At 56.1% G+C, this 25,546-nt stretch carries 24 protein-coding genes; 13 read left to right on the top strand and 11 right to left on the bottom strand.

Annotated elements, in window-relative coordinates; translation table 11 throughout:
• The first annotated feature begins 75 nt into the window (after positions 1-75).
• Positions 76-228 (top strand): hypothetical protein, encoded by a 153-nt coding sequence (locus RRF56_RS18590; protein ID WP_317034654.1) that lies wholly within the window; start codon positions 76-78, stop codon positions 226-228.
• Between the two features lie 149 nt (positions 229-377).
• On the opposite strand, the gene RRF56_RS18585 is transcribed toward RRF56_RS18590, so the two are convergent.
• The 5 genes from RRF56_RS18585 to RRF56_RS18565 form a co-directional block, all read right to left on the bottom strand.
• Positions 378-1,991, bottom strand: a complete 1,614-nt coding sequence (locus RRF56_RS18585; RefSeq protein WP_317034653.1) for a B12-binding domain-containing radical SAM protein — start codon at positions 1,989-1,991, stop codon at positions 378-380.
• Positions 1,992-2,109: 118 nt separating this feature from the next.
• Complete coding sequence (gene ytaF / locus RRF56_RS18580; protein WP_317034652.1) at positions 2,110-2,778, bottom strand: sporulation membrane protein YtaF; 669 nt, start codon at positions 2,776-2,778, stop codon at positions 2,110-2,112.
• A 110-nt stretch (positions 2,779-2,888) separates the two neighbouring features.
• Positions 2,889-4,370, bottom strand: coding sequence for a RecQ family ATP-dependent DNA helicase (locus RRF56_RS18575; RefSeq protein WP_317034651.1), 1,482 nt, complete (start codon positions 4,368-4,370; stop codon positions 2,889-2,891).
• Positions 4,371-4,625: 255 nt separating this feature from the next.
• On the bottom strand, positions 4,626-5,438 hold the full coding sequence (locus RRF56_RS18570; protein WP_317034650.1) for a hypothetical protein: 813 nt from the start codon (positions 5,436-5,438) through the stop codon (positions 4,626-4,628).
• Positions 5,439-5,746: 308 nt separating this feature from the next.
• Entirely contained in the window at positions 5,747-6,673 is a 927-nt protein-coding gene (locus RRF56_RS18565) for a serine hydrolase (protein ID WP_317034649.1), read from the bottom strand.
• A 386-nt stretch (positions 6,674-7,059) separates the two neighbouring features.
• Here RRF56_RS18565 and RRF56_RS18560 point away from each other — a divergent pair, with 386 nt between their 5' ends.
• From RRF56_RS18560 to RRF56_RS18540, 5 genes are all read left to right on the top strand, one after another.
• Positions 7,060-9,627 (top strand): GAF domain-containing protein, encoded by a 2,568-nt coding sequence (locus tag RRF56_RS18560; protein ID WP_317034648.1) that lies wholly within the window; start codon positions 7,060-7,062, stop codon positions 9,625-9,627.
• Positions 9,628-9,781: 154 nt separating this feature from the next.
• Positions 9,782-10,726, top strand: a complete 945-nt coding sequence (gene accD, locus RRF56_RS18555; RefSeq protein ID WP_317034647.1) for an acetyl-CoA carboxylase, carboxyltransferase subunit beta — start codon at positions 9,782-9,784, stop codon at positions 10,724-10,726.
• Between the two features lie 223 nt (positions 10,727-10,949).
• Complete coding sequence (psbV, locus tag RRF56_RS18550; protein WP_317034646.1) at positions 10,950-11,456, top strand: photosystem II cytochrome c-550; 507 nt, start codon at positions 10,950-10,952, stop codon at positions 11,454-11,456.
• A 222-nt stretch (positions 11,457-11,678) separates the two neighbouring features.
• Positions 11,679-12,095 (top strand): plastocyanin, encoded by a 417-nt coding sequence (gene petE, locus RRF56_RS18545; protein ID WP_317034645.1) that lies wholly within the window; start codon positions 11,679-11,681, stop codon positions 12,093-12,095.
• A 142-nt stretch (positions 12,096-12,237) separates the two neighbouring features.
• Complete coding sequence (locus RRF56_RS18540) at positions 12,238-12,756, top strand: GrpB family protein (protein WP_317034644.1); 519 nt, start codon at positions 12,238-12,240, stop codon at positions 12,754-12,756.
• 44 nt (positions 12,757-12,800) lie between these two features.
• Here the strand turns inward: RRF56_RS18540 and RRF56_RS18535 are convergent, their stop codons facing one another.
• Positions 12,801-14,396, bottom strand: coding sequence for a photosystem II high light acclimation radical SAM protein (locus tag RRF56_RS18535; protein ID WP_317034643.1), 1,596 nt, complete (start codon positions 14,394-14,396; stop codon positions 12,801-12,803).
• A 502-nt stretch (positions 14,397-14,898) separates the two neighbouring features.
• On the opposite strand from RRF56_RS18535, the gene RRF56_RS18530 reads away from it, so the two are divergent.
• The 5 genes from RRF56_RS18530 (at position 14,899) to RRF56_RS18510 (ending at position 18,899) form a co-directional block, all read left to right on the top strand.
• On the top strand, positions 14,899-15,264 hold the full coding sequence (locus tag RRF56_RS18530) for a DUF1830 domain-containing protein (RefSeq protein ID WP_317034642.1): 366 nt from the start codon (positions 14,899-14,901) through the stop codon (positions 15,262-15,264).
• Positions 15,265-15,395: 131 nt separating this feature from the next.
• A complete protein-coding gene (locus RRF56_RS18525; protein WP_317034641.1) occupies positions 15,396-15,833 on the top strand; it encodes a DUF4079 domain-containing protein in 438 nt (145 codons plus the stop codon).
• Positions 15,834-15,983: 150 nt separating this feature from the next.
• The gene (locus RRF56_RS18520) at positions 15,984-16,571 is read left to right on the top strand and encodes a hypothetical protein (RefSeq protein ID WP_317034640.1); all 588 of its coding nucleotides are present in this window, start codon (positions 15,984-15,986) and stop codon (positions 16,569-16,571) included.
• 332 nt (positions 16,572-16,903) lie between these two features.
• The gene (locus tag RRF56_RS18515) at positions 16,904-18,043 is read left to right on the top strand and encodes an ABC transporter ATP-binding protein (protein WP_317034639.1); all 1,140 of its coding nucleotides are present in this window, start codon (positions 16,904-16,906) and stop codon (positions 18,041-18,043) included.
• Between the two features lie 184 nt (positions 18,044-18,227).
• Entirely contained in the window at positions 18,228-18,899 is a 672-nt protein-coding gene (locus tag RRF56_RS18510) for an SH3 domain-containing protein (RefSeq protein ID WP_317034638.1), read from the top strand.
• A 36-nt stretch (positions 18,900-18,935) separates the two neighbouring features.
• On the opposite strand, the gene RRF56_RS18505 is transcribed toward RRF56_RS18510, so the two are convergent.
• The 3 genes from RRF56_RS18505 to wecB form a co-directional block, all read right to left on the bottom strand.
• Positions 18,936-19,844 (bottom strand): MBL fold metallo-hydrolase, encoded by a 909-nt coding sequence (locus tag RRF56_RS18505; RefSeq protein WP_317034637.1) that lies wholly within the window; start codon positions 19,842-19,844, stop codon positions 18,936-18,938.
• A gap of 266 nt (positions 19,845-20,110) precedes the next feature.
• Positions 20,111-20,761, bottom strand: coding sequence for a sigma factor-like helix-turn-helix DNA-binding protein (locus tag RRF56_RS18500; protein WP_317034636.1), 651 nt, complete (start codon positions 20,759-20,761; stop codon positions 20,111-20,113).
• 291 nt (positions 20,762-21,052) lie between these two features.
• Complete coding sequence (gene wecB / locus RRF56_RS18495; RefSeq protein ID WP_317034635.1) at positions 21,053-22,180, bottom strand: non-hydrolyzing UDP-N-acetylglucosamine 2-epimerase; 1,128 nt, start codon at positions 22,178-22,180, stop codon at positions 21,053-21,055.
• Between the two features lie 327 nt (positions 22,181-22,507).
• Here wecB and RRF56_RS18490 point away from each other — a divergent pair, with 327 nt between their 5' ends.
• Positions 22,508-22,984, top strand: a complete 477-nt coding sequence (locus RRF56_RS18490; protein ID WP_317034634.1) for a CRR6 family NdhI maturation factor — start codon at positions 22,508-22,510, stop codon at positions 22,982-22,984.
• A gap of 70 nt (positions 22,985-23,054) precedes the next feature.
• Here the strand turns inward: RRF56_RS18490 and RRF56_RS18485 are convergent, their stop codons facing one another.
• Both RRF56_RS18485 and RRF56_RS18480 read right to left on the bottom strand, forming a co-directional pair.
• Positions 23,055-23,774: an EcsC family protein gene (locus tag RRF56_RS18485; protein ID WP_317034633.1), complete on the bottom strand. Its 720-nt coding sequence runs from the start codon at positions 23,772-23,774 to the stop codon at positions 23,055-23,057.
• Between the two features lie 94 nt (positions 23,775-23,868).
• A complete protein-coding gene (locus tag RRF56_RS18480) occupies positions 23,869-24,711 on the bottom strand; it encodes a DNA adenine methylase (protein WP_317034632.1) in 843 nt (280 codons plus the stop codon).
• Positions 24,712-25,010: 299 nt separating this feature from the next.
• Here RRF56_RS18480 and RRF56_RS18475 point away from each other — a divergent pair, with 299 nt between their 5' ends.
• A complete protein-coding gene (locus RRF56_RS18475) occupies positions 25,011-25,538 on the top strand; it encodes a hypothetical protein (RefSeq protein ID WP_317034631.1) in 528 nt (175 codons plus the stop codon).
• Positions 25,539-25,546 lie beyond the last annotated feature (8 nt).

Raw genomic sequence — 25,546 nt, 5'->3', positions numbered from 1 at the left:
CTACAACGGCAGTGTTTCTGGCATTATTAATTTAGGATCCAATGCAAGTTTTTCTGAATAAGCGGCGAGGCCCCTATGGAAGAAAAAGTCTGCTGGGAGCAATTCAAGCACCGCTACGAAGGTCCCAATGGTCAGCTCAAAGCCTGGGCCGACTATCAGCGGGCCTACCAACAGTGGCGGCGATCGTGCCTGACCAATGCGGTGCCAGGGGAGACGGGCGATCGCTAAAGACGTTAGGTGTGTCTAAGAAAGAAGATAGCAGCTCTAATTCAAGCTTAGGTTGGCGACATTCCTTGGCAGCGACCTGCTCAACACAATGGCCGAGGAATTTGAAGTTCCTCGGCCATTGTGTCAGGACTTGCCCATGAAAGCTGAAATTAACTCACGGGTACCGCTACAGATTCGGTGGCGGCTGTAGCCTGATCGGTGGCTTTTTTCGCCTCTAGGTAAGCCGCCAGTTGCTCTTCGATGTTTTGCCGCACAATCTGGCGGAAGTCTAAAAAGTGCTCGGCCTGGGCACACACCGACACGTAGTTAGCCGCCACCGCTGGGTAGCGCCACAGCATAATCGCCAGATTGATCCAAAAGCGCAGACGAGTCTTACGCACCACGCCCTGCCGCCATACCACGATCAAAAAAGCGCGAATGGTGATCCAGTTGATATCGGGGGCACCGGCAGAAGTGGTGCGGTTTTTGTAGTTGCGTTTTTGAGCCTCACCCAGCATTAAGAAATGACGGAAGGTGCGGTTGAGCACCGTCAGCGGGTCATAGAGATCCCAAAACACCTGGATGTACTCTTCGGTAATTTCCTCAATGGGCCGGGTGGGCACGAAGTTCATCAGGGTGGTCTGGTTGATGTCGGCGCTCTTGCCCAGCAGACGGCCTTCTTTTTCGAGCCGGTGCCAGAGGGCAGTGTCGGGCAGGGCTTGCAGCATACTCACTAGAGCAGTGGGAATAGCGGTCTGCTCCACGAATTCATAAATGCGCCGACCGGCCCCAGATTTTTCGCCATCAAAGCCGACGATCAGTCCAGCCATCACCCGCAGCCCTGCCTGGGCAATAGAAATCACCGACTCCGAGAGGGGGTCGCGCATATTCTGAAACTTTTTGGTCAAGTTCAGGCTGTCATCATCAGGGGTTTCGATGCCCAGGAAGACGGTGCCGAAGTTGCAGTCAACCATCATCTGCATCAGCTCTGGATCTTGGGCCAGGTCTACCGAGGCCTCGGTGGCAAAGGAGAAGGGATAGCCGTGCTCCTCCATCCAGGGTTTCATCGCCTTCAGCAGCAGCTTGACGTTGCGCTTGTTGCCAATAAAGTTGTCATCGACCATAAAGATGCTGCGCCGCCAGCCCAGGTCGTAGAGGCACTGAAGCTCGGCTAGCAGCTGCTCCGGGTCTTTGGTGCGGGGTTTGCGACCGTAGAGCACAATGATGTCGCAAAACTCGCACTGAAAGGGGCAGCCCCGCGAAAACTGCACCGACATTTCGGCGTAGGCATCCATCTCTAGCAGGTCGTAGCGAGGCACCGGGGTATCGGTGACGGCGGGCTTCTCGCCACCAGAGCGGAAGGTGCCGCGTTTGTCGCCTCGTTCCACCGCCTCCACAAACATCGGCAGGGTAATTTCCCCTTCGTCGAGAATCAAGAAATCGGCCCCAGCCTCCTCAGATTCGTGGGGCATGGAGGTGGGGTAGGGACCGCCCACCGCCACCAGCTTGCCGTACCGCTTAGCGGTCTGCACGGCGTCAAAAAAGTCAGTTCGGTGAACGATCATGGCCGAGATCACCACGATGTCGGCCCACTGCCATTCGTCCTCGCGCACCTCGCGCACATTGCGATCTACCAGCTTATAGTCCCAGGTTTGGGGCAAGATAGCTGCCACCGTCACCAGACCCAGCGGAGGAAGCTGTGCCTTGAGCCCAACCAGTTCTAGCGTTTTGTCAAAAGACCAAAAGCTTTTGGGGAAACGCGGATAGACCAGGAGAATATTCATAGAGACCGTATAGGTATCCTCGCCATGCTACGAGAGTTATCTGAAATAATCAAACGCAAACCTTGAGAATCTGACACATTATTCAACAAAAGCTTAGCAAAAGAGGATGGGTGGCAACCTATAAAACCCGATGTAATCCAATCACGATCAGCATAGTGCCCGGAAAATAGGGAAGTTGCCGGAACCACTGCCGATCGGCAATCAATAGACCAGTGCGAATTCCGAGATAGATAAAGGCGCTGCTCATGGTCGCCAGGGTAAAGATAATCAGCCAGGGAGAATAGCCCATCAGCCGAATGCCAATACCCGCGACAAACGAATCGAGGGAAACGGCTAAACCCAACAGCAAAGCCCCTTGGGAAGAAATGGATTTAGCCCGATCAACATTAACTGCATTGGGGCGCTGAAGACGTTTAGCGATGGTTTGGAACCCATGTCTGGAAGTCGGGCTATCTTCGGCCTGAACCAGTGGATCAGGCGCGGGCTCCTTTAAGCCGTGGGCAGTTTGAGAGGACCGCATCTGAGATCTGAGCTGGTTTAAAATGGCGACTAGGCCAATGCCCACTAGCAAAACGCCTCCCAAGGTTTGGGTTAGCTCAGGCGACAGGGCTGCACTGATGATCTCGCTGGCAAAGACCGAGAGCCCCAGGGTAACGGCAGTACAAAACGTGATAATCGCCAGCGATGAAACGGGGACTCGAATATGGCGAACGCCGTAGGCCACACCAACGCCAAAGCTGTCGAGGCTGACGGCGATCGCAATGGTCAGTAAAGAGACATAATTCACAGCTTGACTACCATGCTCCTGGCCTCACACCCACTCAAACGGGTCAAGCAAACAGCCAGTATTCTGCCAAAGCCCTAACCGTTGGGGATTCTAGATTTTGTTACATATTGTCACACTTCATTGTGGCTGCCATCCGCCCGGCGGCGGGATGACCGGAGACAATTGTCACAGTGTCCACACATGCCTAGGCGCTGCGCTTCGGTGCGAAAGCCAAAGGTCACTAGCAGCGCCTGCCACCGACATTGACGGCTGTGGAGAAAGTGGTGCATCTGCTGGCTGGGGGTATCCTGCGATCGCATCCTACTCCCCGGCTCCGCCGTCAGTCGGTAGTGAAATGGACTAAGCCACTCTAGCTGCCCTACGCTGTGCAGCCACGACAGGGAGATCGCGCCGTGGTCAAACCGCTGGCTAATGTCGCGCACATCCCCACTGGGGGGAATCTGGCTGACCAAACGCTGAGCTTTTTGTTGCAGCGCCTGGGTTTGGGCCTCAAAGAACTTGGCCCGCTGGCGATCGCCCGGCTCCAGCCAGCCCGTCGGTTCGCTCACTAACGTCAGTGCCTCGGCGGCCTTGCCGTCACGCCCCGCCCGCCCCACCTCCTGCACGTACTCGGTGATCGTGCAGGGGGCCTGGTAGTGCACCACCCAGCGAGTTGATTGCTTGTTTACGCCCATGCCAAAAGCCGAGGTACAGACCACAAACTGGAGCCGATCCGCCATCCAGTCGGCCTCGGTCTGGCGGCGATCGCGGCCGCTCAACCCGGCATGGTACGGCGCAACCCGATAATTAGCCGCCAGCCGCTGAGCCAAGGCTTCGCTATCTCTGCGGGTACGCACATACACCAACCCCGATTGATGGGCATGTGATTGCAAATATCGGGTTAGGGCTGCCTGACGCTGCCCCTGACTAAAAACAGCCTTAACTGTGAGGTTGAGATTGGGCCGATGAGGGTTGAGCCGCACCACCTGGGGCGACTCAAGCTGGAGCACGTCTCGCAGAGTCGTCTGGGCCGCAGGGTCGGCGGTGGCGGTAAACGCGGCAATTGGCAGAGTACTACCCGGCGGACGACAGTCGAGCAACGCTTTTCGCACCGCGCCCAGGCGGCGGTAGGCCGGGCGGAAAGTTTCTCCCCACTGCACTAAGCAATGGGCTTCGTCCAAGATCAGCCCATTGAGCTGAAGCTGGGGCTGACATAGCCGCTCCCACAGGGGTGGACTCAGCAGCGTTTCGGGCGAGACGTAGAGCAACCGTAGCTCACCCCGTTCGAGCGATCGCAGGGTTTTGTGCCGCTGGGGTGGGGGCAGTTGGCTATGGAGCGTAGCGGCGGGCAGGGCTTTGGCTTGCAGCTCTTGCACCTGGTTTTCCATCAGCGCCACTAGGGGCGAGACCACCAAAGTGAGGCCCGACTGCAACAGAGCCGGTAGCTGAAAACAAATCGACTTGCCGCCCCCCGTGGGCAACACCACCAGCACATCTCGATGGTCTAACAAAGCCTTGACGATCGCATCTTGGGGCGGGCGAAAGCTGCTGTAACCCCAGATCTGCTGAAATGCCCGAAGCACTTCGCTCCAAGCAACGGAAGTCTGCACCATACCGAATACTCTGCACCGTGCCTCCAGAGTGCCCACCCTGGGAATGGGGATCAATCAGGTATCAAACCCAAAATTAAAGGGGATCGCTACGTGTAGCGATCCCCTTTAGTGAATCGGTTTATACCAAATCCGAATTCCATGCCCCCGATTCCCAACGGGCGGATTGCGTAAGGGCAAACGGTGTTTGCCCAGCTCAACCGGGGCTAGCCAATCAGATTCAGCTCAGCTTTAGAAGCTAGCTAGTCTTAGCTCAATTTAGTCAAAGAAGAAGGGGAAGTTGTAGCCCACACCCAGAGAAATACCCATGGCAAAGCCGCTGGTAACCCGGAAGTTACTGGCCGCATTGAGGGTAAAGCTAGGGGAGATGGGAATATCAGCGCCCGCATTGATCAGCAGACCGAGATCGCCGCTGGTGGGAATTTCGACCCCAGCTCCCACGTAGGGTTGAGCGACAAACCCTTCGTAGCTGATGGTGTTGAAGTTGTAGGTCACAGGAATGGTGAAGCTCCACCGGTCGTTGGTGGCAGTGGCCCCAGCCCGCACAGAAAAGCGAGGCCCGAGGGAGATTTTGCTGATGATGTTAAAGCCAAAGCTAGATAAAGCGCTCTGACCGCGATCGCCAAGACCAATGTTGCCGCCCACCCCAAAGTAAGCAGGGCTCACAGCCACAGCTCCAGGCGCAGGAGCCTGAGCTAGGTCAATAGAATCGGTGGCTTCAGGCGCGACTTCAATGGTAGCTGCCAACAGCGCCGACTCAATATCGGCGGTGTCAAACAAACCGCTGTTAGGCAGAGGTGCTGCAGCGGGCAGGGTTAGCAGGCTGGCCTCTGCAGCAGGCATCGCTACGGTTTCAAACACCTGTACCGTTTCCGCCCGTTCAGCGACAGGAGCGTCAGCCGCGGGGGTATCAGCCGGTTCAACCACGGCCCCAGGTACGAGCTCTACTTCATCGAGGTGGTTGTGAGCAAGGTTTAGTTCACCTAGGTGGTTATGAGCTAAGGCTGGGGTAGCCATGCCTGCTGCCGCCACTAGGCCTAGCGCTAGGGAAAATTGCTTAAGATACGCCATGATTACGTTCACTCCTCAGGTTTTACAATCAAGTCTCACGGGCATAGCACCCATGATGACTCAATTTTTTAGTTGAAATTCTGCGGCTATAGCAGGGGAAAATCTTAGCTCGAATAGTCACCCCAGCCCCAGATTCACACACCACATTGGCCCACAAAATTTGGCAGAATTGTACCACCTATGACATGGGCAGCAAGGCTATGTTGACAACATTTTGCACCTACCTAGGATAGATGCGACTCTACTCTAAGACAGATCAAATCTGAGGTTAATCAAAATTTGAAAGTTAATCCGGTCTGATGGCTGGGTCAATGGGTTGAGTAGATGAGGCTAGCCAATCGGGGCAGGATGTGACGATTTTGACTGTGTTCGCTGCCCTCTGTAAACGCCACCAGCAGGCCCGGTGTGCCATCGGGGCGCTCAAAGTAGAGCGCATCATGGCGAACGGTACTGGTGTAGCCCGCCTTCGAGTACAAGCGAGTACCAGCCGGTAAACCTGCCCCTAAAAAGCCGGTAACTTGGTCTTCGTCCCCAGGCGACGGGGGGTTAAACGGCAGGGTGCGCTGCATCGACATCAGCATCGACTGCGATCGCGCCGCTGAGACCGCCACCCCCCCGGCAATGCTGTGGATCAGTCGGGCCACAGCATTGGTAGTCAGGCGATTGCGATTGTCGTAGTGCTCACCGACAAAGGCGCGCTCCCGTCCGTAGGGGCCGTCGCCCCAGGGCTTTTGGTTCATATTTACCCCAGTCAGCTCAGGCCACTGAAGCGACTGAAAAAACCGATTCACAATATTGCGCTGGTGGCACCAGGTGGCAAAGGGGCCTGGAGGCAGCTCAGGGCCGCTAGTCGTGCCGCTGAGCGTATCGACCACTAACGAGGTAGCGTCGTTGCTAGAGTCCACGATCATGTCTTTAAGCGCCCGGTCGAATTCTGGAGAGGGCGGAATCATACCCTGCTCTAGCCACTCGTGGGCCGCCACTAGGTAAAACAGCTTCACTACGCTCGCAGGGTAAATCAGCTCGACCCCACGATAGCTAGCTCCCCGAGGCCGATGCTGCCAGAAGTCAGTAGCACTTATCGCCCCGCCGGTATTGGTGATGTAGGGCGGGTCATAGACCACCCAGGTGACAGCAAGTTGGGTGGGGGTGAGGCCAAACTCAGAGCGCACCTGCTCTAGCACTTGATCCAGAGTGGTTTGCAGGGTGGGGTCAGAGGTGAAAAATAGTGACATAGCCAGCGCTTGTGTTCTGGGTAACCGCTTGTTCATCAAACCATTCTGCCTGGGCCAACCGATAGGGCGAAAGACATCAGGGCCGATATGAGGGGCCAAGGGTTGGGCATTCTGTGCAAATCGCAACTTTCTGCCCTACGACCTGGGGTATACGGTTAGAGTAATGAGGTGTTTGGCAGGCTTGCTAGCACCTCAGTAGGGTATTGGCCCGACGGGGCTGCCCCCTCACTGGCTCAATGGGAGTTGGTTTGGCTGCGGCGATGGGAATCCTCACCCCTACACCACCTTCAACCTTCAATTGAGCCAGTTGATCCAGTCGATTGATCCAGTCAATAGACTGCGCCCATTACTTTCGCTCCCATCTGCCACGCTTGAGTAGGGTTCCTATGGCAACTCAGATCGATGGCCTCTCTGGGCCGACCTTCAATCAACGCAGCATGATTACTGCGCTGTCTCTGGTCAATCAACAGAGTTCTTTGACTAACCAGGTGCGCGATCTGCCCACCCCACAGTTCATTCATCTGCTAGATCAAATTACGGCAGAGTTTGAGCATTTTTTGCGCGCCATTGACATGATCAACAATGAGTCATTGGAGATCATGCTGGAGCAAATTCTAGAGGCATTTACCCTCAAGATTGGCCAAATTCTCCAGGCTGAGCGCACCACTATTTTTATGGTGGATCAAGAAAAGCAGGAGCTGTGGTCAAAAATTGCCCAGGATGACGGAGAGCGATCGCTCGAAATTCGGGTACCGATGGGCAAAGGCATCTCGGGCTATGTGGCCACCCACGTTACGCCGCTCAACATCCCTGACGCCTACGCCGACGATCGCTTTGATCGTACCTACGACCAGAAGCATGGCTACCGCACTCGCAACATTCTCTGCATGCCGGTGCTGAGCAAAAAAACCAACAATATTGTGGCAGTAGTGCAACTGCTCAATAAGCTCAATCACACCCCCTTTAATGACCAAGACGAGCGCCATTTCAAAGAATTTGCCGAATCGCTTGGCGTGATTCTAGAAAGCTGCAACTCGTTCTACGTGGCAGCCCGCAACCAGAAGGGCGTCGCCGCTCTGCTCAAGGCTATTTCTTCTCTAGAGCAGAGCTTAGACTTGGAGAAAACCCTGCAATCGGTGATGGAAGAAGCCCGTCAGCTGATGCAGGCCGATCGCAGTACCTTGTGGCTGATCGACGACGAGAGCGGCGATCTGTGGTCTAAGGTCAAGTCGGGCGACGGCAGGTCGATGGTAGAGCTGCGCAACCCAATCAGCAGCGGGATTGTGGGCCATGTAGCCAGCACGGGCGAAGTGCTTAATATTTCTGATGCCTACCAAGATCCCCGGTTTAACCCTGATGCCGACAAGCGCACTGGCTACACCACCCGCACCATTCTCTGCATGCCCGTGTATGACTCAGGCGGCAGGCTGATCGCGGTCACCCAGCTAATCAACAAGGCCCAGGGCACATTCAACACCTCCGATGAGGCCTTTATGCGCGCCTTCAACATCCAGGCGGGGGTCGCCCTTGAAAATGCCAAGTTGTTTGAGAGCGTCTTAGTCGAAAAACAGTACCAAAAAGATATTCTGCAAAGCCTCTCCGATGCGGTGATTTCCACCGATTTAGAGGGGCGCATTGTCACCATTAACGATGCCGCCCTAGAGCTGATTGGCTGCCCCGAAGACACCGATTACAGCCGCAAAATTCGCGATCGCTGGCAATCTGCCCTGATGCACCGCCCAGTGTGGGATGTGATCCCCGTCGATAGCCTGCGTTTTCGCTTAGAAGACAGCCTGGGCAACGGAGCGCGTCACTATGTGCCGGAGCAGAGCTTGCGAGTGGCGGTAGCGCCTGGCCCTGGCACCGGGCTAGACCCCATCTCTGAGCTGGCTCTACCCGATATTAGCCATAGCGAAATTTATCGGGCCTGGGGCGACCCAGCCGCTCCTCCAGTGTCCAAAGACTTGGTGCAGCGCATTGAACGCAGCATTAATCTCACCGTCAACCCCCTCACCAACCCTGAGGGGGGCGTGCTGGGTGGCCTGCTAGTGCTCGAAGATATTAGCCAAGAAAAGCGGATGAAGAGCACCCTCTACCGCTACATGACCCCCGGTGTGGCCGAGCGGGTAATGGCCTTGGGCGACGACCTGCTAATGAAAGGTGAACGTAAAGATGTCACCGTTCTGTTCTCCGATATTCGCGGCTACACCACGCTGACCGAAGACCTAGAAGCCGACAAAGTGGTGGAGATGCTCAATGCCTACTTTGAAACCATGGTGGAGTCGGTGTTTCATTTCGAAGGCACCCTCGACAAATTCATTGGCGACGCCCTGATGGCGGTGTTTGGCGCGCCTCTGCCGCTGACCAACCACGCCTGGGCGGCAATCCAGAGCGCTCTCGATATGCGGCGGCGGTTGGCCAAGTTCAATGCTGAGCGGGGTGCCCTAGGCCAACCTAAAATTCGCATTGGCATTGGCGTCAGCTCTGGGGAAGTGGTCTCCGGCAATATTGGCTCCCAACGCAAAATGGAGTACACCGTGATTGGCGATGGAGTCAACCTCAGCTCCCGCCTGGAAGGGGTGACTAAAGAGTATGGCTGTGACATTGTTATCAGTGAATATACTTACGCCCTTTGTGCCGATCGAATCTGGGTCCGAGAGCTAGACCGCACCCAGGTGAAGGGTAAGCAGCGGGCCGTCGGCATCTACGAATTGATTGACCAGCGCGACACCCCCCTCACCGCTGACACCGAGGCCTTTCTCGACCTCTATGCCCAGGCCCGCAGCGCCTACACCGGCATGCGGTTTGAGCAAGCACTATCTCTATTTGATCGGGCGCAGCAGCTGCGCCCTCAAGACAAAGCCGTGGCGGTACACCTGAGCCGGGCCAGGCAATACCTAGTGCAGCCCCCACCCGACGATTGGGATGGTGTCTACGTGATGACGACGAAGTGAGATGACTCTGGGCCTGGAAGGAATTGCTGCCAGTCCCCCTTCAGGCTCTAGCCTCGTCGATCTATCGCAGACGGAACAAACCCGCTAGGATGGGGGTTGTGTTCAAAACGAACACTTTTAGGTCATTCTGTCGCCGTTGAGCTACGCACCGCGCATGTCTCTGTTTGACTGGTTTGCCAATCGCCGGAAGTCCGGCCCCATTAGCGAAGACCGCCAAGAGCGGGAGATTGCCGACGGTCTGTGGACCAAATGTGAGCACTGCGACGTACTCACCTACACCAAAGATCTGCGCACCAACCAGTGGGTGTGTAGCGAGTGTGGCCATCACCACCGTATCTTTAGCGACGAGCGCATTCGCCAGCTGATCGACACCAACACCTGGCAGGCGCTTGATACCCATATTCAGCCCCAGGATCCACTTAAATTTAAAGATCGCAAGGGCTACGGCGATCGCATCCGCGAGACCCAAGCCAAAACCAAGCTCACCGATGCTGTGCAGACGGGTCTGGGCGAGCTAGACGGCCTGCCTGTCGCCCTTGGGGTGATGGACTTTCGCTTTATGGGCGGCAGTATGGGCTCAGTGGTAGGCGAAAAGCTCACCCGCATGATCGAGCAGGGCACTGCTGCTGGTCGCCCGGTCATCATTGTTTGTGCCTCTGGCGGTGCCCGCATGCAAGAGGGCATGCTCAGCCTGATGCAGATGGCTAAAATTTCTGGAGCGCTGCAGCAGCACCAGGCCGCTAAGCTGCTCTACATGCCGGTGCTCACCCACCCAACGACCGGCGGTGTGACGGCCAGCTTTGCCATGCTGGGCGATATTATTGTGGCTGAGCCCAAGGCCACGATCGGGTTTGCCGGTCGTCGGGTCGTTGAGCAAACCCTACGGGAAAAACTGCCCGATGACTTTCAAACCGCCGAGTATCTGCGCGATCACGGCTTTGTTGATTTAATTGTGCCGCGCACCCAGCTTAAGCAGACCCTAGCTCGGCTGATTCGCCTGCACCAGCCTGTGACCGCCTCAACGGTGGTTGAAGGGCACAGAGCTTGGCCGAATGGTCTCAGTGCGGTAGAACCGAGCCACATTGGGGCTGACCTGTAATCGGCCTCTGGGGCGAATTACCCAGGGGAAATATTGGGAATGGCCCCTTTCGGTGGCATGATAGACATTAACAAGAGCGATTTAATCGGAGTAATTCCGTCAAATCAGATCTAATCCAAGTCTAGACGTGGCGGTTTGCCTGCGGGGAAACTACAAACGTTGACCTGGACTTGGTATAGCTGTGTTGATTTCATACCCAAGCCCTATACATTCGAGGAGAACCATGTTGAAGAGATGCATTTGGCTAGTTGCGGTCGCACTCTTCTTTGTCAGCCACCTGGTAATGGGAGACGCCGTCGCGGCTGAGCTAGATGAGGCTATTCGTACCGTGCAGCTCAACCCCGAAGGGGATACCGTTGTGCTGTCTCTAGAGCAGGTTACCCGGGGTCGTCGCCAGTTTAACTACGCCTGTGGCACCTGCCACGTGGGGGGAATTACCAAAACCAACCCCACCGTTGGCCTTGACCCAGACTCTCTGGCCGGTGCTTTACCCCCCCGTGACAACCTTGAGTCTTTGGTGGCCTATCTGAAAGAACCGATGACCTACGATGGTCTATCGGATATTTCTCAGGTACACCCCAGCAAAAAGAGTGCCGATATTTTTCCCAAGATGCGTAGCCTGACTGAAGAAGACCTGGTGGCGATTTCTGGCCACATTCTGCTTCAACCGAAGGTGATTGGCGACATGTGGGGAGCGGGTAAGACCCGTTTCTCTGCTCCTCAGGTCTAGGGATAATGGGGTAGCTTGAGGGCTAACCCAGGCCTTATGGGTGGCTCTGGAGAAGAGATACGATATCTGGCAGCAGTATGTCGTAGGTCGTCTATGGACGGCTATTACCCCAGGGGTAATGCCCCAAGTTACCGCGCAAAGCAGGTAATATGCCATAGGAAGGTGGTCTGATAACAGCCCCCTTGATTGATTGAACTGGAGATACGAGCTTTAGAGGTAGTTATGCAACGTGTATTTCGTGCCGCCCAGCGCTTGGGCTTGGTTATTCTGTCTGCTCTGCTAGTTGTGGGTACGCTCACCCTGGTTGCTTCGCCCGCTGCGGCCACCAACTACGATGTCAAAATGGGTTCTGACGCAGGTCTGCTGGTGTTTGAACCGAGCACCGTTACCGTCAAGCCTGGCGACACCGTGACCTGGGTCAATAACAAAATGGCCCCCCACAACGTCGTGTTTGATGCGGCCAACGTGCCCGGTGACAAAGCCCTAGCCGACAGCATTTCTCACACCCAGCTAACCTTCGCCCCTGGCGAAAACTATGCCACCACCTTCACCAGCGATATGCCTGCTGGTACCTACACCTACTACTGTGCTCCCCACCGTGGGGCTGGCATGGTAGCCAAGGTCATCCTAGAGAACTAGACTTAGAGGCCAAGATGCTCTAAGCGTCTTAATTTAGGTACAGTTTGTCAAAAAGAGCGTTCTTAGAACGCTCTTTTTTTATGGGGCAGCTCTGGCATGGTTTCATTCGGTACAGTAGCCTCAGCAGGGCGCTAGGTTTGCTATGCAGGTTCAAGTTCACCCACCCAATCCTCAGTGGCCCCAGGCTTTTGCGGCAGAGGCTGCCCAGGTTGCCCTAGCATTGAGCGATAACGTAATTCAGGTCCACCACATCGGCAGCACCGCTATTCTTGGTATTTACGCCAAGCCCGTCATTGATTTACTGGTCGAAGTCAACCAGGTTGAGCGGGTAGACGCTCACAATGACGCTATGGTCGCTCTTGGGTATAGTGCCCTGGGAGAGTATGGTATTGCGGGGCGGCGGTATTTTCGTAAAGAGAGTGGGCAGGGCGATCGCACCCACCATGTCCATACCTTTCAGGTAGGTTCTGCTGAGGTCGTGCGGCATCTGGCCTTTCGAGACTTCATGATTGCTCACCCCAACTGCGCCCAACAGTACAGTGATCTAAAGCGCCAACTAGCGGCGCAGTATGTTCACGACATTGAAGGCTATATGGATGGCAAAGACAAATTTGTAAAAATGATGGAGCAACGAGCGCTGCACTGGCGGGGATTAGCATGACTCAATCGAAATCCCGCCGTTTGGGGCGACAAGCTTAAGTAAAACTATGACGGCACCGCAGCTAAAGGGCGTTGGGTGGGCTCAATTGGGGCACTGAGAGCTTCTTCTAAGGGAGCCAGCCCCAGACGTTCTTCGAGAATATCCATCACCTCGCGGCCAAAGTCGTCGGGGTTACGCTGCCAGGCCTCAAGGCAAACCTGCCCAAAAAACGAGCCTAGCGGTTCTGGATTCCACAGCAGCTTTTTAGACACCCAGGGCAAGTGAATATCTAGCGGATTGTAGTCACGCTTGAGCATATTTTTCTCAAAGGCGTACTCTTCTAGGTGAGTATGGGGCTGAAGACCAATAAAGAAGATCGCAGGCTCGACTTTGTCGCGGCCAAACACCTCCTCTAGGGCGCGGTGATAGGCCAGGGTCTGGCGAATGGTCTCTGGCCGCTCATCGATCACGTTGAACGAGTAGTTGACCGAAACCAGATCATTAAACCCGGCGGCCTTGAGGTCTTTGCAGTTTTGCAGCACCGTGCGCAAGTTGTAGCCCATCCGCATTTTGCGCACCAGTTCTTGGGAGCCGCTGGTAATGCCGATCTCAAAGTAATTCATGCCCGTTTCGGCCATCAGCTTACAGAGGTTTGGCGTCAGGTTGTCGGCCCGAATATAGGCCGCCCAGTGAATATCGGTCATGCCCGCCTCAAGAATCTTCTCCAGCAGTTCCTCTGCATCCCGCATGAAGCGGCGAGCCGGGATAAACTGGGCATCGGTGAACCAGAAATTACGCACACCTCGCTTATACAGCTGCTGCATTTCGGCCACCACCTCTTCGGCGGGGTTAATGCGCACCTGCTTGCCCTCAACCACGGTGTAGATACAGTAGCAGCAGTTGTGGGGGCAGCCCCGTTTGGTCTGCACACCCACGTAAAAATCTTGGTCTTGCAGATAGTAGTTAAACTCGGGCCAGATGGCCTCGATGTAGTCGTAGTTGCAGGCGGTTTTTTCTAGCGGCGCAGGCTCTTCGTGAATCAGGCGATCGCGCGGAGTAGTCTCCCCCGCAATGTAGCAGCGCTGGTCAGCAAAATCTTCGCCCCGCAAGATCCGCTCCAGCAGCATTTCGCCTTCGCCGACAGAGATAATGGTGCCCTTGGGCAGGCGGTTGTGAAGCTGCTCATAGAACACGCTCACCGCGCCGCCACCCACTACGGTGGTGACGTTTTGACAGTAGCGCTGGGCACGTTTAAAGCCTCGCTTAATCAGCCCCTGGTTGCGCCACAGTTCCGCTAAATAAGTGGTGGCCATGCGCAGACCCCCTAGGGCACCGCGCGCCTTGAGCCACAGGTTGCGAGCATAGAAAAATTCAAAGGCGTTTTGTAACGGGTTGCCGCCGCGCCCGCCCACCGGCGCAAAAATTTGGATATCCCGCCAGGAAAACACCAGCAGGGTGGGCTTAAAGTCATCAATGCAGCGATCGAGAGCAGCACCATAGTCCAGGGGAGGCACGGCCCCTAGATCAAAAATTCGCTGTTCTAGAGCAGGAAATAGCTTGTGCACGTGGTCGGCTAAGTAAACCACGCCAATGGGAAAAATGGGATTGCAGGGTAGCCGTACGTAGAGCACACGGGCCTGGCTGGCGGTGGAAAAAGACATGCTTCTCAGGCTGGATAGCTTCTCAGTCTTGATATATATCTTTACGATAACACCGTCCCTTCGCTTGGGTTGAGCCAGAGCATAAATCTCTTCGACCTAATGCCTGACCTATAGACCTCACTCAATCGGCATCTGCTAACTTAACAACGACAAACCCACACACTCGGCTGAGTGTGCAGGTATACCAACGAGGCTATCGATCTGAGGGACAGAAAAGAAATAAAATCCTCTAGCCATGGTATAAAAACACTATTAAACTTTCATCCGATAGATAGATTTTGATAAGTGGAGTGCTAAGAGCAAGATTTGCTTGGAGCTAAGCACCGGGGAAAGGCTAAAAACACCTGCTGAGCGGACGTCATTGCGAAGTCTAAAGCAGTGTGTCTAAATATTCTGAATAATGAAGAGGTTGGGGGGGTTGGTAGTCGCCTTTACAACAGCCGGGGATCGCAAGGTGTTACGCTCTGCGTAGTGATTCTTGCAGTATTGCCGTAAAGCATCAATGGCACAAATCCTTGATCCCCTTCCCTCTGATGGACAGAGTCAGATTCTCTGTTGCTACATCAATGCCACCAGTAAGATTCAGGTTGCTCGCATTACCAACGTGCCGGATTGGTACTTTGAACGGGTGGTTTTTCCAGGTCAGCGATTGCTCTTTGAAACCGTTTCAAAGGCAATCTTAGAGATTCACACCGGCATGATGGCCAGTGCTATTTTGTCCGACAGCATTCCCTGCGAACGGCTTGAGGTAGAGGCCCCTGAGTCATCGACGTTTGAGCCTGCCCCAGGGGCCGAGCTTGAAGCCAGTCGACTAGCTGAGCCATTCAGTGAACCACCAGCAGCAGTTGCTGTGTCGCCGGCTAGCTAGCCTGCTACATTGGGGGTCTAGCGAGTGGTGCCCAAGGCATGGCTGTCGAGCCTGAGCAGTATGTTGAAGGTAGGTTGCCTGCCTCTTCTGGGCCACCGGCACATCGCTGGTGGTGACATTTAGGGAAGACAGTGAACCTACCATCATTTCTGTGGCTCTGGCGCATTGCCGCTTGGTCAATGGGGCTGACGTTGACAGGCTATGGTCTGTTGGCCATTACTGGCGGAGTTTTATACTACACCCGCTCTAAGCCCATAGAACGCTCGGCCTGGCTGCGCCCGTTGCACCTGGGCCTGGGTATAAGCATGGTGACCTTAGTGCTGGTGTTGCTCAGCATCGGCATCGTTGGCACCCTGGGAGAGTATGGCAGTCTGGGGCACTCCATACATCTTCTATTTGGCCTGGCGGTAGTGGCGCTGGTATTGATTTCGGCCTGGAGTGCGAACCGCATTTCGCCGGAGCGCCCCTGGGCCAGGCGGCTTCATGTCACGCTCAATGGTGTGTTGGGGCTAGGGCTGGTGGCGGTGGGGTTATCGGGTTGGCAGGTGGTGCAAAAGTATTTACCGTAATGAGTTGAGGCCTAAGTGAGATTGCCCAGGCTGTATGACGGCTACGGCGGCATTCTCGAAAAAGACGTTTGGGCACGAAAACCCGTGGTGGGTTAGCGAGCCAATCCGCCCCAAATTGCGCTTGTGCTGATGTCATCTCGATCTACTGCTATGGCTGAGTCTTCGTCTCTGGCTGCTCCCTCAGAGGCGGGCAACGCCGACCTAACGCGTCACGTATTCCGAATTGCGCCGCTAATTCGCCTGACGCTGCTGCTGTTGTATCTGTCGCTGATGGGGCCACTTCCCGTTCTCGCTCAGGCTACCCAGGCTGCCGTGCCACCGCTAGGGCTAACAGCAGGGATTTTGCTGGGCGGCATAGGCCTTTATGGTGCTCTAGGTCAGCGGGTTGAGGTCGATAGCGACGGTATTCAAGTGACTTATCCAGCCTGGATTCGTTGGCTGTTTCGCAGCAGCTGGCAATTGGCTTGGGCCGATGTCCAAGCCCTCAAACCTCGGTCTACCGGGCAGGGGGGCATTGTTTACTATTTTGTTGGAGTCGATCAGCAGGCCTACTTGCTGCCGATGCGGGTGGCGGGGTTTGCGCGGCTGGTAGAGTTGGTGCAGACCCACACCGGTCTTGACACTCAGGATGTCAAACCCCTAGCCCAGCCCTGGATGTATTTTATTTTGCTCGGGTTCACTCTGCTGCTGCTGTTAGTCGATGTTTGGACGATTACGACGGCCCTGACCCTGGCCTAACTGAGTGAGCTGAACTTGAGTTTTCACAGCTCTTAATAAGAATTATGCTCACCCTGAGTGCCCCTACAGGACAGGCTCAAACGACTGTGATGGGTGATAATTGACGCTTGATGCTGCCCTGTGGGGAAGGCTGCTGAGGCTTCCAGAATAGCCCCAACGAGGCGGTTCTCCGCTTTGCCCTGTGCTTTTAGCCGGTTTTCAAACGAGCGATCGCTGTCTCGTCAGGCGGTATATTTAGATGAATAGCATTTTCAATAACGATGCTCACAGCGGCTGCTATAGCCTTGTATTGGCTGTAGCCCTTTACCTGTGACCCTTTAACTTGCTTGTCTATGACTCCACTCGATATTCTGCGCCTCGATGCTGTTACCAAACGCTATAGTCCCCAGCTGCCTCCTGCCGTAGACGGGGTGAGTTTGGCCTTGGGACAGGGAGAAATTTTGGGGCTGCTGGGGCCGTCGGGCTGTGGCAAGACCACTCTACTGCGATTGATTGCCGGGTTTGAACGGCCCGATGGGGGCGCTATTTTTTTGGCGGGGCAGTCGGTCGGTGGAGCCACCTGGCTACCCCCTGAGCGGCGCGACGTGGGCATTGTGTTCCAAGACTATGCCCTGTTTCCGCACCTGACCGTAGAAAAGAATGTGGCCTTTGGCTTGCAGCGGCCCGGAGCCAAGCGGTCGTCTCGGCGCGGATCGCGATCGCCCGGGGACATTCAGCAGCAAACGGCAGCGGCGATCGCCCTGGTAGGCCTAGAGGGGCTCAAGCATCGCTTTCCCCATGAGCTGTCGGGGGGGCAACAGCAGCGGGTGGCCCTGGCTCGAGCCCTAGCTCCCCGGCCCGCAATTATTTTGCTTGATGAACCCTTTAGCAACCTAGACGTGCAGGTACGCCTCTACCTGCGCCAGGAGGTGCGCGACATTTTACGCCAGGTGGGCGCTTCAGGGGTGTTTGTCACCCATGATCAAGAAGAAGCCTTGGCGCTGGCCGATCGCGTGGCGGTGATGAACCAGGGCCGTCTAGAGCAGATCGATACCCCAGAGGTAGTTTACGGCCAGCCGACTTCGCGCTTTGTGGCCGAGTTTGTGACCCAGGCCAACTTTTTACCAGCCCAGCCCAGCGCCCAGGGTTGGCAGACCGAGGTGGGCTGCTTTGCTCTAGAGGCCGACGGGGCTGCCCCCACTGCGGCTGATCTCATGGTGCGCCAGGAAGATATTGCGCTGGTGGAAGATGCTGCAGGGGCCGTGGTGGTGCGCGATCGCCAGTTTTTGGGCCGCGAGTATAAGTACTGCCTCCAAACCCCTTCTGGGAGACTGCTCCACGCTCGTCTGCCGGTAGGCAAGCCCATTGCCGCCGGCAGCCGGGTGCAAATCACTGTGCCTTCCCAGCGAATGCGCCTGTATCCGAGCCAGGGCGACGGGGTCGATACAGGTGCCCGCTTGGTTAGTCCGGCATCGGTACTTTCAGGACTCTAGCGATCGCAGCCCCTGCGGCAAGTGGGCCGCAGACGATAGGTCCCCTCGCCTACGGCCTATTTGCACCCCGCGTACTCAGTTGCGACTGTACCCCAGTTAACGGCTCTAAAATTTTGCAGTAAGGTTACGCTTAGGCGCTGGGCCTTAAGCGCCGGTTTGCCATCATCATTTCAGGTCACAGCCTATGAATCGGTCTCAACGAGTTTGCCTGTCTCTAGCGGCTTGCAGCCTACTGTCGGCCCCGGCGCTGGCTAGGGTCCCGGAATCACCGGCAATGCCCCATCCCCAGACCCGCCTGGCCCAAGCCAGCACGACAGCAACGGTGCTGTATTTTGAAACCGAGTCAAGGGTGGTGCGAATTTACCGCACTGACTCAAATCTGTTTATGAACCTCTACAACCGGGCCACCAATGTAGTCGAAGTCAGAGCCGCTCCGGCGCGGCTAGTCCCCAGCACCCGTGACCAAACTGTCTACACCAATAGTCAGGGCGAAGCCCAGCGATTTGCTCGCATTAACAGTCAGGGCGACACCGAGCTAGAAATCATTGCCGCCGATGGTACCGTTGTGCTCCAAGAATCTGGCGTTAACGCTGTGGTGGGGGTGGCATCGGGGTCAAACGACTTTCAGGGCAACAACTTTGCTCCCGGCACTCCGGCCTTAGTCCTATCTGCGGAAGCGGCACGACTGCGATCGGCTCCGCGCCTGGGTAGCGACATTGTGGGTACCGCCCGCCGTCGTGAGGTGGTCGATGTGATCGATCGCATTGGCAACCCCAATGACGGCTTTATCTGGTACCAGGTTGTTTACCAAGGCACCACTGGCTGGGTGCGTGGCGATCTGCTTCAGCCGGTCTAGCCGTTCCTCGTCTAGACGGCGTTAACGCTTAAAGCGCTAAAGCAGATTCAGGGTAATACCTTCTCTGGCCAAGCTAGTTTGAGCATAGCTGGCCTGCACCTGGCGCTCGAGTTGGTCGAGCTGATCGTCGCTGTGGCAGGGGTTGTGGTGGAATAGCACCAGATGCTTAACTTGGCTAGCCTTAGCAATCTCAATGCCCAGGTGCCAGGGCGTTAGACAGCAGTGATTGGGGTCTGAGTAGGCCGTATCGGCATAGGTGCCGTCAAAGATCAAGACGTCGGCTCCGGTAGCCAACATCAATAGGTTCGGGTCAATGCTAGTTTGGGTCGAGTCAGTGTCGGTGGCGTAAACCAAAACCCGGTTTTGCCAGGTGACCCGATAGCCTAAGGCACTGGTGTCGCGGTTGAGGCTCCAGGGTTCGACCAGTACCTCCCCTAGAGAAAGCGCATCACCCGCCGCAATGTTGTGAAAGGCCATGGAGGCAGACATGGTTTGCAGCGGCTTAAAAAAGTTAGGCCGCAGCATTTGATCCATCAGACACTGCTTGATGGAGGCCCCATTCAGGGCTGGTGCGCCGTAGATATCGAGGTGGGTGGCAGAGGCAAAGGCCGGGGCAAAAAACGGGAAGCCCTGAATGCGATCCCAGTGGGTATGGGTAAAAAATAGGTGGGCGTTAACGGGCTGCCCCTGCTGCATCAGATAGCAACCCAGTACCCGTAACCCGGTGCCGCCGTCAAAAATCAGCCGCTGCCCCCCGACCACTACCTCGACGCAGGCGGTGTTGCCCCCGTAGCGCACCGTATCAGCCCCCGGGGCTGGAATATTGCCGCGCACACCCCAAAACTTCAGCGTAAAGAGCTGAGCTGAGGTGGGGGGCTCCAGCGGAGAGGGTTCTCCAGCGTAAGCCGGAGTTGAAGCATCGAAAGGGCTGACGGTATTGGTCATGTAATTTTCAGGTCACCAAGTTCAGACGGTGGTGGTCGCGATTGGGTGCCCCTGTTGTCAGCTTAGATGATTGCCGAGTGTATCACCCGACAGGATCCACCTAGGGAGCTTCTATAAAGTTTACTGCCCAAACGTTTACTTCCCAAACCCGAACTTAATTATGCCCATTTGGGTGTTTTCGACAAACTGCCATAGCGTGAATTTATACAATCTTCCTAGCTAATTATGGGGAGAAACGGGTGGGCAGACAGGATGGGTTAGGAATCCTAGGGCTGCTCGTCGAGGTGATCAGAAAGATCGTCGGCAAGCTCACAGGAACCGGGCTCGCCGTTAAACAGGTGGTAAGCCCGTCGCAGGCGCTCCAAGGCCCGCTGGCCCCGCTTGCGTAGGGTAGCTTGAGACACACGGTCTTCGCCCTGGGCCACGAACCGGGTTTGCACCTCTTGCCAAGAGAGCCCTTCGACCACCTTCCATTGGATCAAAGCGCGATCGCCCGGTGAGAGGGCGGCCAGGGCCTGGAGCACTGCACTGATGGCGTTACTAATGGCCTGATCATCGACGGCGGCAGGTAAGGGGGTATCCCCCGCTAGCTGTCCCTGATCCATCAGTTCGTCAAAGGCCAGCGCTGAGTAGTGGAGGCGATCGCGCTTGCACTCGCGGATGATGTTGTAGGCGGTGCTGCGCATCCAGGCCTTAGGCTGGTGAATCTCGGCTTGGTGTTGCTGGGTGTACTTAACGCCCCGCAGGTAAGCTTCTACAAAGATATCGATTTCGGTGATGTAGGCCTGTAACCCAAACTGCCTGATAGTGCGCTGAATGAAAGCCAGCAGCGATCGCGCGTGGGGGTTGTTGGGCTTGAGCAGAAACTGCACATCGCGGTTGAACTGCTGCGTTTCTGATGGAGGTTGAGAAGGCATGGCTCTGGGTAGATGACCACCGTTAAGTTCTAATGTAGCTGCATCAAGTTTCTGTAAAGTACGCGATTCTGCAAACTAGCTGCGTGATCTTGCGGAAATACCAGTGTGATACTGATCGCTGGGGTCAGTGTCGGCATTGGCAGCAAGTAGGCTCAAATGGGCTGGTTAGACGCTGTGAGCAGGGTTTCGGTTGGGTATAAAACGTGAACTAGCTCAAGAACTAACGGGAGCATTCACCGAGAAGGCTGGATCAATGTCAGGATTTCATGATGCGGCCTAGGTCTGAGCCCATCACCGATCGGTCTGGCCTGCATAGTAGTCTTTGACAATGGCCAGAATGCGATCGGCAGCATGGCCATCGCCAAAGGGATTCACGGCTCGGGCCATGGCGCTGTAGGCGACGGGGTCGGTGAGTAGCTCAAGGGCATTGCTGCTAATCGCCTCGGCGCTGGTGCCAATCAAGCGAGCGGTTCCAGCGTCAACGGCCTCGGGGCGCTCAGTCGTATCGCGGAGTACCAGCACAGGCTTACCCAGGCCAGGAGCCTCTTCTTGCAGGCCACCGGAGTCAGTCAAGAGCAGGTGACAGCGGCTCATGGCTCCCACCAGACGGCGGTAGTCGAGGGGCTCGGTCAAAAACACCCGAGGATGATCGCCCAGCAGCTTGGTCAACGGGTCGCGCACCACCGGGTTGCGGTGGAGCGGCAACAGGAGCGCGGTATCGGGCTGGTCCTGGAGAATCGCGAGAAACCCGGCGGCAATCTCCGCCAGGGGCGCACCCCAGTTTTCGCGACGGTGCACCGTGGCTAGCAACACTCGGTGGTTTTCCCAGTCGAGGCCATCGATGGGGCAGTCGGGGTTTTGCTCGGCCACAGTCAGCAGGGCATCGATTACCGTATTGCCCGTGTGGTGAATGGTGCCGACCACGCCAGCAGCTTTAAGGTGACCTACAGCGGTGGTGGTAGGGGCAAAGTGCAGAGTGGTGAGCTGAGAAATCAACCGTCGATTGGCTTCTTCAGGGTAGGGGCTGTAAATGTTGTCAGTCCGTAGGCCCGCCTCTACGTGACCCACCGGAATTTTTTGGTAGAACGCGGCTAGGGCGGCAGCAAAGGCCGTCGTGGTATCGCCTTGAACGATCACGAGGTCGGGGCGATGGGTTTGAAAGTGAGCCTCTAGCCCCTTCAAACTGCGGCTGGTGATGTCGGTCAGGGTTTGCTGCGGCTGCATAATAGCTAGGTCAGCGTCGGCAGTCAGCGCAAACAGCGCCATCACCTGATCGACCATTTCGCGGTGTTGGCCCGTGAGCACCACCTGGGTATCAAGCGCGGGATCTTGCTGAAAGGCGCGAATCACCGGAGCCAGTTTGATAGCCTCGGGCCGAGTGCCCAAGATGATGCAGACGCGCAGGGAAGAATCAGACATAGAGCCGCCGCGATGAACGTTACAACACAAAGCTGTTTGGGTTGGGCGGTGTCGGGCCTAGGCCCCCGACCACTATCCCCAAAGCGATATCTATGATTGCACGGCCTCTCCTCTCTGACTATAGCCATATTCACCTGGGTTAAGACATCGAGAAACCCTAAAAACGTTGAACGTTCAACGTTTTTAAAGAAAATGTCTTAACCGGGCTGACTACAGCTACGTGCCCTAGGCCTTGAGCTTTGCCTTCGAGGGCAGAAATTTGGGGACTGGGAGACCTCCCTCTGCGACAATGGGCTGTAACTGTAGTCGCGCGCTCGGATCTCGTCCATGGCTCACACCATTACTCTGCATGAGTCTCACCTGCAATCGCTGGATTTGGCCCCAGCCCACGAGATCATTGAGCCGCTGCTGGCGGCGGGTAAGGTATTGGAGCAGGAGCCCGCTTTGCGCTTCGTGATCGACATCAGTCGTGACCCCGCTGACCCCAGGGAGCTGTCGGAACTGCCGGAAGTGCGGCTGTGGTTCATTCGGCTTGATACGGTCTATCCTTGGTTGCCTCTAATACTGGACTGGGAGGCTGGGGAACTAGGGCGCTACGCAGCCATGCTGGTACCGCATCAATTCAGCCCTACCGAAGGAATTCGCTACAACCCCGAAGGCCTAGAAATTTTTATGATGGCAAAGATTTTTGCGATCGCAACCTGGCTTCGTTCCCAAAAAATTACGAACTATACTCGGCTCAAGTTTATGACCCAGATGCTGGGCTACGAAATTGAGGATGGCTTGTTTGAATTACTGGCTTAAGAAAACCAACCCTTCAAACAAGCCAAACACGCCGTGAACCGATTGTCAGTCGCCTTCTAGAGGCCTAGCCTCAAACCACTATTTCGGTGGGGGCCGATCGCTTGGTTTCGTAGTAGCGGCAGGCAAAATAACCGACGCTGTAAAGCAGGGTGGCGTTGCTGGCTACGCCCAAAATGGCCCCTAAACCAGGAATCAATTCAGCTACGCTTAACCCCGACTTGAGCATGCCACCGGTGGTGGACGACAGCAGCCAAATAGCTAGCACCTCACCCCGGCGATCGTGGTCGGTGGGCGAATAGCCGTAGATGGTAGCAATGCGGTAGATCATGTTGGCCTGAAGAGCCGCGATCGCCCCAATATCTACCAGCGCTAGAGCCAGGGCCACGGGAGGGATAAAGTTGGTAGCTAGACCTACGCCTGCTGCTTTAACGGCAGTTTCGGCCATGACCCGCTGGGCCAGGGCACGTTTGGTTTCGAGCGGGTATTGGTGACGCAGCTCATCGACCTGCGATCGCACCTCTTCCACATTCACCTGACCAATAGCCGCCATCAGCCACCTCATCCCCGGCAGCACTGTGGCGAACTTCATAAACGGCAGATTCGCCAGGGGGCCAACCACACTGCCCACGGTGGCAGTGGCCGGTTCTAAAAAGGGCTGCAATGTCGATACCAGCGCGTTGCCGGTGCTGGCCGTAGCGTTGTCAAGCACGGTCACAATAGCCTGCATGACCTGAGTTACAGCCTGAAAGGTGTTGCGGTTAGAGTCAGAACTATTAAAGGAGGAGGTCACGAGCTGACAGCCTTTACGGAACGAAAACGTACTCTTATTTGTACCGAATGTCTCTGTTCACTACATCCATCCCAGGCAGTATCACGGGGCAACATTAGGGAGAGGTAATCAAAAGCTCGCTAATTTTGCCCCGCCGCCCCGCCCGCGAATTGATCGCTCGGGCCGCCAAAATTGGGTGCTGCGTAAACCCCCGATAGAGCTCACGGATCAGCTCACAATCAGAATTGGACAGCATAACCCGCTGCCCCTGGGCCGCCAGGGTGCGAAACAGCTGGGCCAGGCGCTCTTGATCGGCTCCAGTAAAGCCGTGGCGACTGTAGCCGGTAAAACTGCTGGTCGAGCTAATCGGGTGGTAGGGCGGGTCAAAGTAGACAAAATCGCGGGGCGAGAGCGATCGCTCCGCCAGCTTGTCAAACGAAAACGTTTGAATTTCTGCAATTTGCAGCGCTGCCGAAGCCGTCCGCAGCAGGGAAGCATCGCAGATGGCCGGATTTTTATAGTTACCCACAGGCACGTTGAAATGTCCCTGGGAATTTTCGCGGTAGAGGCCGTTGTAGCAGGTTTTGTTGAGGTAGATCAGCCGGGCGGCCCGCTCAATTGCCGTTGGTAAGGCCCGCTGCTGGCGCACGTGATAGTAGTAGTCGGGGCTGTGCCACCGCTGGTGATGACGCAGATGGCGAATCAGCGCCTCAACATCGTCGCGCACGCAGCAGTAAACATTCACCAGTTCTGGGTTAATGTCTCCCAGTACGGCCCGCCGAATCCGCCCAACCAGGTAAAAAAACACGGCTCCGCCGCCTAAAAATGGCTCGTAGTAGGTGTCGATTGCCATCGGCAAAAACGGCTCATACTGGCTGAGCAAACGCCCCTTGCCCCCGGCCCATTTAAGAAACGGACGAGGCTGTAAAGACGGGGTGATTGAAAGGGCCGCGGTCACAGAACTACTTGAGATCAAATGTACTCTTTAAAATCTACACCAAACTATAGCAAAGGCTTTTCAAAGCAGCACATTGACCCTGATTTATCCTAGGTTTTACTATGGCCACCAGTGCGGCAGAGGCGGGCAGCGCGGGTGCTCAGAGAGGGCTCTGCATTCAGCAAGAAGTTTGGTTTGGGCGCTGTCATCGTTGGGCTGACCAGTCTGTAGGCCGGTTTGACGAGTAGTTTCTTTCAGGAGACTAAGGCAGTAGCCTAAAGGTGGTGGGTTCAACAGGGGCAGAGCTGATGGCGAAACTCATGGCAAAACTGGCGTTATTGCGCCCAATGCGCTGGTTGTTGGTAGGCGTGATGTGCCTGGCGCTGCTGGGGTGTGGTTTGACGAACCCCCGACCACCACGAGCTGTCATTGAGGGGGCGATCGCCCAAAAGCTGGCCCAAACCCAGGCGATTCTCTATCGGCAAATTACTCCCGCCGCCGCTGCTACCGACCTGGCCCAGGTGGGCCGCCTTCGCATTGCCGACCACCACTGGACCGAGGTGGCGGGTCAGCCCACGGTAGAAGTAGCCGGCACCTACCACCTCAAGGGGGGCAGCCTCACCGCTGCCCAACGCCGCCAAACCCGTGATTTTGACGTCTATCTGCGGCGAGGCGACACCAAGGAGCAGTGGCTGCTGCTTGAACCGACTTCCAGCCAGCCTGGTGAGGCCCTGCGCTGGCGGGCTACGCCCATTCTGCTGGCAGAGCCCAAGGCTCCTCAGCCGTCTACCCCATCGGCGGCCAATCCGTCTCAGCCCAGAGCTGCTACCAACCCTACCTCAGACTAGGTCTAGCT

The organism is Nodosilinea sp. E11 (assembly GCF_032813545.1).
Lineage (GTDB): Bacteria > Cyanobacteriota > Cyanobacteriia > Phormidesmidales > Phormidesmidaceae > Nodosilinea.
This window is presented reverse-complemented; position numbering and strand designations above follow the sequence as displayed.